The organism is Mesorhizobium sp. M0808 (assembly GCF_040320025.1).
Taxonomy (GTDB): Bacteria; Pseudomonadota; Alphaproteobacteria; order Rhizobiales; family Rhizobiaceae; genus Mesorhizobium.
Map to the genome: position 1 here is coordinate 368,910 of NZ_JAMYOX010000001.1, position 10,837 is coordinate 379,746.

19 protein-coding genes are annotated in these 10,837 nt (G+C 62.6%); 17 read left to right on the forward strand and 2 right to left on the reverse strand.

What is annotated here, in order from left to right:
- Window positions 1–58: 58 nt before the first annotated feature.
- From NKI25_RS01825 to NKI25_RS01845, 5 genes are read left to right on the forward strand one after another with little or no spacing between them, the layout of a single operon-like run.
- A complete protein-coding gene (locus tag NKI25_RS01825) occupies window positions 59–895 on the forward strand; it encodes a ParB/RepB/Spo0J family partition protein (RefSeq protein ID WP_352997905.1) in 837 nt (278 codons plus the stop codon).
- On the forward strand, window positions 895–1,356 hold the full coding sequence (locus NKI25_RS01830; RefSeq protein WP_352997907.1) for a hypothetical protein: 462 nt from the start codon (window positions 895–897) through the stop codon (window positions 1,354–1,356). The genes NKI25_RS01825 and NKI25_RS01830 overlap by 1 nt, the downstream gene beginning before the upstream one ends.
- Entirely contained in the window at window positions 1,353–1,499 is a 147-nt protein-coding gene (locus tag NKI25_RS01835; protein ID WP_352997909.1) for a hypothetical protein, read from the forward strand. The genes NKI25_RS01830 and NKI25_RS01835 overlap by 4 nt, the downstream gene beginning before the upstream one ends.
- Complete coding sequence (locus NKI25_RS01840) at window positions 1,496–1,654, forward strand: hypothetical protein (RefSeq protein ID WP_352997911.1); 159 nt, start codon at window positions 1,496–1,498, stop codon at window positions 1,652–1,654. The genes NKI25_RS01835 and NKI25_RS01840 overlap by 4 nt, the downstream gene beginning before the upstream one ends.
- The gene (locus tag NKI25_RS01845) at window positions 1,651–1,947 is read left to right on the forward strand and encodes a hypothetical protein (RefSeq protein WP_352997913.1); all 297 of its coding nucleotides are present in this window, start codon (window positions 1,651–1,653) and stop codon (window positions 1,945–1,947) included. The genes NKI25_RS01840 and NKI25_RS01845 overlap by 4 nt, the downstream gene beginning before the upstream one ends.
- 5 nt (window positions 1,948–1,952) lie before the next feature.
- Here NKI25_RS01845 and NKI25_RS01850 read toward each other — a convergent pair whose 3' ends face one another.
- On the reverse strand, window positions 1,953–2,669 hold the full coding sequence (locus tag NKI25_RS01850; protein ID WP_352997915.1) for a DUF4145 domain-containing protein: 717 nt from the start codon (window positions 2,667–2,669) through the stop codon (window positions 1,953–1,955).
- A gap of 95 nt (window positions 2,670–2,764) precedes the next feature.
- On the opposite strand from NKI25_RS01850, the gene NKI25_RS01855 reads away from it, so the two are divergent.
- The 8 genes from NKI25_RS01855 to NKI25_RS01890 all read left to right on the forward strand — a co-directional run bounded on the left by NKI25_RS01855 (window position 2,765) and on the right by NKI25_RS01890 (window position 8,369).
- Window positions 2,765–5,014 (forward strand): DDE-type integrase/transposase/recombinase, encoded by a 2,250-nt coding sequence (locus tag NKI25_RS01855; protein WP_352997917.1) that lies wholly within the window; start codon window positions 2,765–2,767, stop codon window positions 5,012–5,014.
- Between the two features lie 76 nt (window positions 5,015–5,090).
- Window positions 5,091–5,840: an AAA family ATPase gene (locus NKI25_RS01860; protein ID WP_352997919.1), complete on the forward strand. Its 750-nt coding sequence runs from the start codon at window positions 5,091–5,093 to the stop codon at window positions 5,838–5,840.
- Window positions 5,837–6,337 carry a MarR family transcriptional regulator gene (locus NKI25_RS01865; RefSeq protein ID WP_352997921.1) on the forward strand — a complete coding sequence of 167 codons (501 nt, stop codon included), beginning with the start codon at window positions 5,837–5,839 and terminating at the stop codon, window positions 6,335–6,337. Before NKI25_RS01860 ends, NKI25_RS01865 begins: the two co-directional genes overlap by 4 nt.
- A gap of 99 nt (window positions 6,338–6,436) precedes the next feature.
- On the forward strand, window positions 6,437–6,826 hold the full coding sequence (locus NKI25_RS01870; protein ID WP_352997923.1) for a transcriptional regulator: 390 nt from the start codon (window positions 6,437–6,439) through the stop codon (window positions 6,824–6,826).
- A gap of 2 nt (window positions 6,827–6,828) precedes the next feature.
- Window positions 6,829–7,149 carry a hypothetical protein gene (locus NKI25_RS01875; RefSeq protein WP_352997925.1) on the forward strand — a complete coding sequence of 107 codons (321 nt, stop codon included), beginning with the start codon at window positions 6,829–6,831 and terminating at the stop codon, window positions 7,147–7,149.
- Window positions 7,146–7,427 carry a hypothetical protein gene (locus NKI25_RS01880; protein ID WP_352997927.1) on the forward strand — a complete coding sequence of 94 codons (282 nt, stop codon included), beginning with the start codon at window positions 7,146–7,148 and terminating at the stop codon, window positions 7,425–7,427. The genes NKI25_RS01875 and NKI25_RS01880 overlap by 4 nt, the downstream gene beginning before the upstream one ends.
- Window positions 7,414–7,719: a hypothetical protein gene (locus NKI25_RS01885; protein ID WP_352997929.1), complete on the forward strand. Its 306-nt coding sequence runs from the start codon at window positions 7,414–7,416 to the stop codon at window positions 7,717–7,719. The genes NKI25_RS01880 and NKI25_RS01885 overlap by 14 nt, the downstream gene beginning before the upstream one ends.
- 2 nt (window positions 7,720–7,721) lie before the next feature.
- Entirely contained in the window at window positions 7,722–8,369 is a 648-nt protein-coding gene (locus NKI25_RS01890; RefSeq protein WP_352997931.1) for a DUF3164 family protein, read from the forward strand.
- An 11-nt stretch (window positions 8,370–8,380) separates the two neighbouring features.
- On the opposite strand, the gene NKI25_RS01895 is transcribed toward NKI25_RS01890, so the two are convergent.
- The gene (locus NKI25_RS01895; RefSeq protein ID WP_352997933.1) at window positions 8,381–9,049 is read right to left on the reverse strand and encodes a hypothetical protein; all 669 of its coding nucleotides are present in this window, start codon (window positions 9,047–9,049) and stop codon (window positions 8,381–8,383) included.
- 71 nt (window positions 9,050–9,120) lie between these two features.
- On the opposite strand from NKI25_RS01895, the gene NKI25_RS01900 reads away from it, so the two are divergent.
- The 4 genes from NKI25_RS01900 to NKI25_RS01915 are packed head-to-tail and all read left to right on the forward strand — an operon-like array spanning window position 9,121 to window position 10,779.
- Window positions 9,121–9,726 (forward strand): regulatory protein GemA, encoded by a 606-nt coding sequence (locus NKI25_RS01900; protein WP_352997935.1) that lies wholly within the window; start codon window positions 9,121–9,123, stop codon window positions 9,724–9,726.
- Window positions 9,726–10,166: an ASCH domain-containing protein gene (locus NKI25_RS01905; RefSeq protein WP_352997937.1), complete on the forward strand. Its 441-nt coding sequence runs from the start codon at window positions 9,726–9,728 to the stop codon at window positions 10,164–10,166. The genes NKI25_RS01900 and NKI25_RS01905 overlap by 1 nt, the downstream gene beginning before the upstream one ends.
- Window positions 10,163–10,408: a hypothetical protein gene (locus tag NKI25_RS01910; RefSeq protein ID WP_352997939.1), complete on the forward strand. Its 246-nt coding sequence runs from the start codon at window positions 10,163–10,165 to the stop codon at window positions 10,406–10,408. Before NKI25_RS01905 ends, NKI25_RS01910 begins: the two co-directional genes overlap by 4 nt.
- A complete protein-coding gene (locus NKI25_RS01915) occupies window positions 10,405–10,779 on the forward strand; it encodes a hypothetical protein (RefSeq protein ID WP_352997941.1) in 375 nt (124 codons plus the stop codon). Before NKI25_RS01910 ends, NKI25_RS01915 begins: the two co-directional genes overlap by 4 nt.
- Window positions 10,780–10,837 lie beyond the last annotated feature (58 nt).

Consider the following 10,837-nt stretch of genomic DNA (forward strand, 5'->3'; position numbering starts at 1 on the left):
CGCTGTCTAGCGCGATCGCATTCGCGGACAGCCGAAAGCCAATCAGGGACTTCCCGACGTGACACCGACCAAGATCAAGATCGCCGATATCAGAATGCCCGCGAACCGGCGCCGGCTCGACCCCGCTTGGGTCGCCACCCTCATGGCAGACATGCAGACCGGCAACGGCCACATGGTGCCGATTGAGGTCGTCCCCGAAAAGACCGAGGGATATCAATACCGGTTGATTTTCGGTGGCCATCGTCTCGAAGCCGTTCGCCTTCTCGGGCGTGATGAGATCGACGCCTTTATCAAAGACCCGAAAGAGGTCGCTACCGAAGCGCAGATCCGCAAGCGTGAGATCGCCGAGAACTTAATCCGGCGTCAGCTCTCTGTCCTCGATCGTTCGAAGGATATCGCCGATTGGCGCGACATCTACGACGCAGAGCACGGCACCGGGAAAACCGGCCGCAAGCGCAAGCCTCGCGACGAGGCCGAAGACGACGAGTTGAGTGCAAAGTTTGCACTTAATTTCTCCGAGGCGGCGCAGGCGGTGCTCGGCATTTCGCGCCGCAGCGTGTTCCATGCGCTCAAGATCGCCACCATCCCTGAACCGATCCGGCAGAGCATCTCGCTTCACGCGATCGCAAACAGCCAAACGGACCTTCTGCTCCTCGCCGCCGAACCGGCAGACCGTCAGGCCGCCATTGCCAAGCTTCTGCTCGCAGAGTCGGCCGAAGTCTCGACCGTCGCTGACGCCACCGCGCTGCTCGACAAGATGCCCGCGCCGTCGAGGGAGCCCCGCTGGCAGAAGCTCGCCGCCGACTTCTCAAAGATGAAGGCAAGCGAACAGGACCGGTTCTTCGATCTGCACGAGGCCGCCATTCAACGGTGGATGAAAGGCCGGCAGTCCTGATGGCCAAGATACGCCGCGACCACCCGACACTTGATTTGTTCCGCGACTATCAGCCGGCCCCGGTGGTCGAGCGTTTTGACGCGGACGCGGTGCAGGCTTGGTCGCTGGCGGGCCGGTTGTCCAAAGCCGTGAGCCTCACCCTCAACGAAGCGAAGATGAGCCGCGCGGAAATCGCGAAGGCCATGTCCGAACACCTGAAGGACGAAGTCTCGAAGGCGACACTCGACGCCTACGCCAGCCAGGCCAAGGAACAACATTCGATCTCGGCCCTGCGGCTCGCCGCACTGGCGTCGGTCACGAGCGACGTGCGGGCACTCAACACCCTTCTGGAAGATGCCGGGATGATCGTCGTCCCCAAGAAATTCGAGGCGCTGATCATGCGGGAAATGGCCGACGAGGCCATCGAGCGGGCGACCCGAGACAGGCAGGCATTCGACGCACAGTGGAAAGCAAAACGATGAAAGGCTTTCACATGAAACGCGCACTTCTTGACCTCGCCCAGGACTGCCTCTCGCTTCTGGCGGTTGCGGCATTTCTCGGCTTTGCCACCTTCGGCAGCGCCGGCATTTCCGCCGCTGTCACCGCCTGGAGGCTCGGGCAATGAGCTTCCTGGCCATCGCCCTCGGCGGGGCATCGCTCTACGCCGCATTCCTCTACGGCCTGCACGTGCTTTTCACGCGCCAGCAGGGCGCCCGCCTCGCGGTCGGCGCGGTGTTCCGTCGCCGTCTTCGCAAGCATGTCGGAGGCATCTGGTCATGACACCGCATCGCTGCACCGTTCCCGGCTGTCCTCTCGATGCGACCGGCATCTTCTGCCCCGACCATTACTGCGCACTGCCCCCAAAGCAGGCGCAATGGCTGGTCCGCTGGCAGATCAAAATGATGCGGTGTGAGGACGCCGACACCAAACAGCACATGCGCGAACAGCTGCACGGCTACACGCAGGAGGCCATCCGCACACTCCAATCCTCCAAAGCGATGTCTCAAGCCGCACCGGAGAGCGCCTGCCCCTCCGCCCACGCAGCGGGCGCCAACATTCAGGCCCGTCCATGATGACCTCACTCAACTCCGCTCGCCCGCTTTTCCGCAATTCTGGCCGGCAGAGTAAATGCAACATTGAGCAGCGTCTTAAGAAAAGCGACAAATTCAACCGCCTCGTTTTCCTCACCAATGCCTTCGTGGACGGCCGTGTTGCCGTCAAGCCGCAGTGCGTGCGCCCAGTCAGCCAGCGGCTCTGTGATTGTTCCAGCGGTCCTCAAATGGTCAATCCGCCTGTAGAGGCTGTCTTGGTCTGCCCCGAGTTTCTTTGTCACGACGTCGAGTACCGTTCGGCAGACCCCAATGATGATGGAAGGGGTCATCCGAGCCGAAAGCATCCGTTGAGCATCCTCAAAATGCCGTCTCACTTCAGAAGGCCAGTGGGGATCGCTGTCCGGCTCCGCAAACGTCGGAAAAACAGCGCCGACTGTCATGCGGCTCGCAAGGTCGGCCACACTCTCAGTTTTTCCAACCGCCAGTATAGCCGCCCGGAGGTATTGCCGGGGCAGGGAAAATTCTATCATCGATGGGCAATTGCAACGCGGGCATTGAGCCAGCGCCGCAGCGCTTGCGAGATCGACATCCGTCCCAGTGGTAAACATCGTGGTCGGCTGTATTTCGGGAGTCTTTGCCTTAGCCAGATTTTCGGCTTTGACGGCCGAGAAGGAAAGGCAAGCTCTGACAGTGAAGTCTACCAACTCCCCGCAACGCGCACATCTGTGAGTTATCGCGAACATTTTCTTTCTCAATGGTGGGGAGGTTCAAAGGCGTCGGAGGTCGTGAAGCAAGCCGTACCATCATTCAAGTCTCAGAAGTGCACAAGACTGCTTTGATGAAAGACTGGCTCACCGCTCGCGAGATCGCCGCCGAAGCCCTGCCGGACATGCCGCGCAGCGAAAGCGCCGTCATCCGCATGGCCCAGCGCGAAGGCTGGGCCGATCGCCCCACGTTGGCGCGTCAACGCGCAGGCCGGGGCGGCGCCACCGAGTATCACGTTTCGCTGTTCCCGACGCTCGCCCAGGTCGCCTACCAGCAGCGCCACATCGTCATCGAATTGCCGATCAAGCCGGCGAAGGCCGCGCCCGACACCAGCTTGACAGCACGCGCTCAGAAGGAACGGGATGCCCGGCTTGCGATCGTCGCCGCCTTTGAGAAATTCAGTCGCGGCCTGCAGCTCGGCTATGCCACGCGCGTCCAGGTCTTCACCGACAAGTACAACGCCGGCTCGCTCAACATCGACAAATGGGCGCTCGAAATCATCCCGAGCCTGTCAAAGCGGTCGCTCGCGCGCTGGCAGTCGCAGAAGCGCGACGGCACGGTCAACGCGCTCGGCCACGATCCCGCCCAGGCGCGCAAGGGGACCGGCGTCCTCGAAACGGCTAACGGCGGCGCCGTCCGCGCTTTCATGCTGGCGCTGATTGCGCATCAACCGCATTTGTCCGGCCACCACGTTCGCACAATGTGCCGGTCGGAGTTCGGCGACACATTGAAGGCGGTCTCAAAGGGGGTTGAAACGGTCATTCCGATGCCGCCCGTCCGGACCTTCCAGCACGCGCTGAAAGGCCTGAAGCAAAACCATAAAGTCGAGTTGCTGAAGCTCACCAATCCGGACCGCTATCGTTCGCACCTGGCGCCGGCCGGCGTTGGCATGTTGCGCCACATCACCGAGCCGAACCAGCTCTGGCAGATCGATGCCTCGCCGGTCGATGCGCTCTGCACGGATGGCCGCCATTCGGTCTATGCCTGCATCGACATCGCGACGCGCCGCAGCGTCTGGCTACTGTCACGCACCCCGCGCGCCTCGGCCGTCGCGCTGCTCATCCGCAAAGCTATCCTAGCGTGGGGCGTGCCCGATGTCGTCAAGACCGACAACGGCTCCGACTTCGTCGCCCAGGACACACAACGCCTGTTTGCCTCGCTTGGCATCGAACCCGAAACGTCAGACGCCTATTCGCCCGAGCAAAAGGGCCACGTCGAGCGCGTCATCAAGACTTTCCAGCACGATGTCGGGCCATTGCTGCCGGGCTTCGTCGGCCACTCGGTCACCGACCGCAAGGCGATCGAAAGCCGCAAAAGCTTTTCGCAGCGACTTGGCGAAAGCGACGCCGAAGTGTTCGGCGTCACCCTGACCGGACCGCAGTTGCAGCAGCATATCGATGATTGGGCGACAACAGTCTACCAGCACCGGCCGCATGCCGGCCTGAAGAATGTCACCCCTTTCGCCGCCGCGCTCGCATCCACGAAGGAACAGCGCAGGGTCGACGAACGCGCCCTGGATCTGTTGCTGATGCCGGTCGCCGGCTCGGATGGCCGGCGCACCGTGACCAAACTCGGCATCCGCATCGACGGCCATCACTACATGACGCCGACCATCATGCCGGGCACCGCCGTGTTCGTGCGCATGGACCCGAACGACGCCGGCAGAGCCTATGCTTTCGCCCAGGACGGCGCTGAATTCCTCGGCGATGCGATCTGCCCCGAACTGTCTGGCCTTCATCCCGAGACCCTTGTGCGCGCCGCCAAGGACATCCGCAGCGAGCTGGTGAAGGAGCTGACCCGCGACTTGAAGGCGGACATGAAGAAGATCGCCAAGGGCTCGCCGCTAATCGAGCGCGCGCTAGAAGTTGCCCGCCGTGACGCGCCGAACGTCATCCCGCTGCCCAAGCGCGACCAGGCGCATTCGACACCGCAGATCAGCGCCGCGATCGAGGCGCTTGGAGAACGGCTCAATCCGACACAGCCGCTCGACCCGCGCGCTGCCGCCGCCCATCGCCGGCTGATCGACGAAATGCAGGCAGAGGACGAACAGCGTCTGGCCGCCGAGACCGACGCCATCCTGCGGCGCCGGCAGGCCGAGATCGAGGCGGTGCGCACCGCGCATCTGCCGAAAGACCCCAACGTCGTTGCCCTGCCGGAAGGTCCCAAGGAGCGCTACCGGCGTAGCCTTGGTTTCCGCAAGCAGCTCGACGCCAACACGCTGCCGGCCGCCGATGCGGTCTGGCTCGGCGGCTATGAGCAGTCAGCCGAGTTCAAGTCCCACAAGGCCATGCATGAAGATTTCGGTGAAGCGTACCTGTCCTGAGTAATGGAAAAGCACGGTCTGCAAACCTGGCTCTCCGCAAGAACAGCCGCCGAAGCGGCACAGCACAACGAGGAAAATGATGACAGAACTGCTCAAAGTCAATCGGCCGGCGCCGCTGAAGAACGTCGCGGCCTTTTCGACGCTGCTCGCCAAGATGGTCGACCGAGACCCGGACTTGCCGGGCCTCGCCGTTTTCTCCGGCCGGTCTGGAGATGGCAAGACCAAATCGGCCGTCTATGGCGCCAACAAATATCTCGCCGCCTATGTCGAGTGCGGCCAGTTCACCACCGCGCGGTCACTGCTCATGCAGATCTTGATCGAACTGGGCGAGACACACCCGCGCGGCTCGATCGAGGAGCTGAAGACCAACGCCATCATGCTGATGGTCGCCGACCCACGCCGGCCGCTGATCATCGACGAGGCACACTTCATTGCCAAGAAGCGGTTTGTCGACCTGCTGCGCGAGCTGACCGACAAGTCCGGCGCGCCGGTCATCATGATCGGCGAGGAGATGCTGCCCAAATATCTCGAGGAATTCGAGCGGGTGCACAACCGCGTCCTCGAATGGCTGCTGGCCGTGCCCTGCGACGCCGAGGATTTCGGCCTGCTGGTCGCCAACCGCTGCCCTGGCATCGAGATCGCGAGCGACCTGGCAGCAGCCATTCTCGACAAGACCAAGGGAAACACGCGCCGCATCGTAGTCAACCTGACCAAGGTCGTCGAGGCAAGCCAGATCCTCGGCACGAAAAAGATCGACCTCGCTGCGTTTGGCGGTGTCGGTGCGATCTTCAGCGCGCCGAAATTCACGCCGAGGAAGTTCGCGTGATGGGGCGGTCCATCGTAGATATGGTGGAGATCAGCATCGCCGTGCCGCGTGGCGAGGCCGGCTACTGGTCGATCATCCGCGATCTTGACCGCGACGGTCCCTGGACGGTGCGGCAGATCTGCCAACGGACGAATGTCAAAACCCAGGCGGTTGGCACGTTCGTCCGGAAGCTCCGGCTCGCCGGCATCGCAAAGGTCGTCGAGAAGAACCCTTCCAACCAGGACGCCCGCCGCGACAATCTTCCGGAAGCCGTGGTCTACCGTCTGGCCAAACGGCCACTGCTAGCGCCCCGACTGACGTTAGACGGCAAGGTCCGGCCCGAGATGGCGATCGATCAGGTCTGGCGCGCCATCAAGATGTTCAAGGTGTTCAGCCTTGCCGTATATCAAAGAGAGTTGCCCTCACGTTCAACCAAGCACAGCCGAGGCCTATCTCCGCGCACTGCGCCAAGCCAGCGTCGTGGTCGGAACGCCGACAAGCTATCGGCTTGCGCTTAATCTCGGTCTTCAGGCGCCGAAGGTGCTCGCCACCAAGGTTCTATTCGATCCGAACAGCAAAACCGTCATCGGCCGCCCCGTCGCGAGCGAGGCCAAGCCATGAACAGAGGACCTGTCAAGAATAGCAGGCCGAACGGCAAGTCGTTTGTCGAAAAGGCCATGGACGCGCACGGCTCGCCTCTGCCCGACTGGCTGGATGAACTTGCCCGGCTTGCCGATGCCCATGACCTCGGCGTTGCCGGCCAGCGCATCGGTTATTCCAGGTCGGCCGTCTCGACCATCATCAGCGGCAAGTACCTCGGCGACGTCGCCCGCGTCGAGCAGATGGTGCGCGGCGCCCTGATGTCGCTGACCGTCGAATGCCCGGTGCTCGGCGAGATCGGCCGCGACCGCTGCCTCACCGAACAGAAGGAGCCGTTCCGCGCCACATCGCGGCACCGCGCCCAGCTTTTCCACGCCTGCAAAACCTGCCCCCAAAGGAGAAAATGACCATGGGCGAGAGACTGTCCCTGGCGCTTTCGGACGGACTGTCCGAACTGCGCGATTTGATTTCCGACTACCAGCACGAGCCCCGCATCCTCGATCCCGAAGACGCCCGTGTCCTCTGCGAGTGCATCAAGGAACTTCGTGGCAAGGCCCGCGACATCGAGAACCGGTTGAGCTGCAAGGTCTGGAACGATCAGGCGCACGCCGAGAACGCGATCGAGTCCGAGCGCATCGCCGAAGCGGTGTGCCGGCCGGGGTCGAATGTGCGGCTGTTTCCTATCATCCCGCGGCCGTTTTCGGACGGCCGGCCGGGAGGTGCGGCATGACGATGACCGTACCGCCCAAGGAGGCGAAGTCGCGCGCACAGCGGCTCGCTGAACTGATCATCCCGTTGATCGATGCCGAGATCGCAGCGTCCAAGCCTACGAAACGGTCGACACGCGACCAACTCATCATGCGGGCCTGCCGGGACGTTGGCGCGTCGGTCGACCAGCTCGAGCAGGCGAAATTCGGGCCGGGCGAGATACCCGCCCGCAAAGCGCTGGAACGCTCGGCCAAGCGCCTGAGGACCATTCTGGAAAGGCACAGCAATGAGCGCAAGTGAAGCGCTCAAGGCCGCTGTCGCCAAGCTCGACATGATCGACCTATGCGGCCGCATTGTCGCCGACCCCGACGGCGTCCGGGCCACCACTGCCGAGGTGCTTGCCCTTGCGATGGCCACCGAAGGCCTGTGGGCGATTGCCCTTGAAGCCAGCCTCCTGGTCAGCGCGCTCGAACGGTCGATGCCGTGGGCAAGCCAGGATGCCGAACACCACGAACATGTTGTCCTGCAGATAGTCACCGTGCGCGATCTGCTGGCCTTCATGCGCCCGATCCCAATCCCAACCGGAGAATGAAGATGCAAGGAGCAACTGAAACCACCGTCGTCGGCAAAGTCTTTATTGGTGACAAGCAATACATGCCCGACGCCAAGGGCAATCTCGTGCCGGTCGAAATGATCAAGCCATCAGAGATGCTCGAAGACGAAACGGTCCGCACCATCCTCGGCTATGCAATCGCATTGTCAGCGCAGATCGGCCGTTTCAAGGAACACACGTTCAACGATCTCGGCGCCTTCGAAGCGCTGCTCGCCCAGGAGTACGGCGGGACCAAGGGCGGCGCCAAAGGCAACAAGACCTTCATGACCTTCGACGGCATGAAGATGGTCAAGGTGCAGGTGGCCGACACGATCGACTTCGGCGCCCAACTGCAGATCGCCAAGAGCCTGATCGACGAATGCCTGACGGAATGGTCAGCCGACAGCCGGCCGGAGATCCGCGCCATCGTGACGCGCGCCTTCAACACCGACAAGGAAGGTCAGATCAACCGCGCCGCGATCTTCATGCTCTTGCGCCTCGACATCGGCGACGAGCGCTGGCAGCGCGCCATGGCCGCCATCCGCGACGCCATGCGTGTGGTCGGTTCGAAGATCTATGTCCGCTGCTATGAACGCGACCGTCTCGATGCCGAGTGGCGGGCGGTCACGATCGACCTGGCGAAGGCATGATGCGGATGGAACTAGCTCGCCCCGTAGGTTGCTCCAAGCCCCTCCAGCTGCCCAGAAAAGGTATCGAGAAGTGTCCGGAGGTCGCGAAAGGCATCGACAGTACCCGAATGCCGCATTTTGGCGTTTTCTTCGTTACCGAAACTTCCCGAAACGTCGAGGTACTGAAGCGCTTTCCGAAGCTCAACATTGCAGACGGCAATGTTCTCGAACGTTGTGGCCATCTGAGGATCGAACAAGTCTTTGGCCTCGGCTATCAGACGATGATTGATCGACCTTTCCACTTCCCCTACCCAAGCCGACACATCTGTGTGAAGGGCCCTGTTGATGGCCCTCACGTCATTAAGCTCCGTGGCGGTGTTGTCCGCCATTTCCGGGAGCAGATACGAAAGATCGAAAATAACGCTGGAGTAACTGGCGGCCCTCTGCGCTCGCAGACGCTCTGCTCTCAACTCGAGTTTTCGAAGGTCGGCATGACGGGTCTGCTGGCGCGAGTCGGTCCAGATCATAGCCAAGATCGTCAACACTGCAGCGACTATAGCAAGAATGCCCGTGATCAGCGTCTGCCATTTTTCAAGGAAGGTTTCGATCCCCGAGAAATCTGTCAGCGCCAACCCAACGAAAATCCCGAAAAGGCAAGCGACAACGTTGCTGCCTCCGACCAGCCATCTATCAGCGTTCATTATTCGCCCCCCAAAACGAGGTTGATCCTATCGACATGGGCTACACCTGCAAGCACCGATAGGTCACTGCCGTGAACGCGCTCGCTGCCATCCATGTTGCCAACAAGCAGCTCGGCCTCGACGAGGACACCGCGCGCGATCTCTACCAGCGCGTGACGGGCAAGCGCAGCCTTCGCGAGATGAACGAGCGCGAACATCTGCGCATCCTTGAAGAGCAACGCCGGCATGGTTTCAAGCCGGCTGAAAAGGGCCTTCAAGGGCCTTTCGCCAAGAAGCTGCAGGCGCTCTGGATCGCGGCTTGGAACCTCGGCATCATCCGTGATCGGCGCGACGCCGCCATGCTGTCTTTCGTCAAGCGGCAGACCGGCATCGAGCACACCCGGTTCCTTCTCGATGCCGAAGACTCCGCCAAGGCGATCGACGCCCTGAAAGCATGGATGACCAGGGAGGCCGGCGTCGACTGGCACCTGTCCGTCAGCATGCCGGAATGGCTGCGGCTTTCCGGTGCAAAGATTGCACTCGCGCAGTGGCAGCTCCTTTCCGTCGCGAAGGCCGTCGACCTCAAGGGCTTCCGCCAGTTCGTCTGGGACACCGCAAAGCCGCTCGACCAGATGAGCGACCGCGACTGGCCGGCCGTCATGAACGCGCTCGGCGAACAGATCAGGAAGGTGCGCTGATGGTGGCCTATAGCTTCAAGGCGATGTTCGGCCCTCAGGTGTCCGGCCTGATCAAGCGCCATACCGTGCGCGCCGATCGCAAGCGGCATGCCCGCGCCGGCGAGCTGGTGCAGCTCTACCAGGGCATGCGCACCCGCAACTGCGTCAAGCTGGTCGACCCCGATCCGATCTGCGTCCGGGTCCGGCCGATCGCGATCGTCACCACGCCGCTCCTGGATGAATTCATCGGCTCGATCGTCATCGAGGGCCGCTCGCTGCATCGCGACCAGATCGAGGCGTTCGCCGCAGCTGACGGCTTCGGCATCGAGCATGTGGGCGACTGGCGGCTGAAGCGCATTGGCGAGCCGGGATCGGCGCGTTGGAACATGGGCGCGTTCTGGGAGGCCGAGCACGGTGCCGGCCTGTTCGAAGGCAAGCTGATCGAGTGGGAGCCAGCATGAGCACGCGCAGACGTTTCACCGGCCGGGTCAAGATCGACTTCGCCAAGATCGAGGCGTTCGCGGCCTCGGAGCTGGCCAGCAATGCCCTTGCGGCCGCCAAGGGCTGCGACTGGACGCTGACCAATCATTCGGCCCTCTATCGCTGCCGCAGCGGCCTCTACACGCTCTGCCTGATCTGGCACGGGCCGAACCGCGAGACGCTCACCACGACCATGCGCAATCTGCGGCTGGAGGTGGCGTGAGCGAGGAGCTGCGATCCGCCGAGCTGCTGGCCATGCTTGGCCCGGCAGATTTCGTGCGCCTCGCCGAAACCTATGGCGGCCGCCGGCTCTACGTGCCGGCGTCCGGCGACGACACCGATCTTGCCAAGAACCTGGGTGCTGCGGCGGCCAAGAAACTTGCCCGCCGCTATTCTGGATCGTATATCCGCGTGCCTCTTGCCCGCGAGCTTCGGGCACGGCAGTATCGTGCCAACGGCGCCTCGAACGGCGAGATCGCCGGACGGCTCGGCATCACCGAGACCGGCGTAGACAAGCTCTTCCGGCGCATGCCGGACAAGCCCGTCAAGGGCAGCAGCGATCCGCGCCAAACCGACCTCTTTTCCAGCAACTGACAGAGCGCCCGCCTAAGCGGGCATGATTGCCGCCTGCCGCCGAAGGCATGGTGTTGCG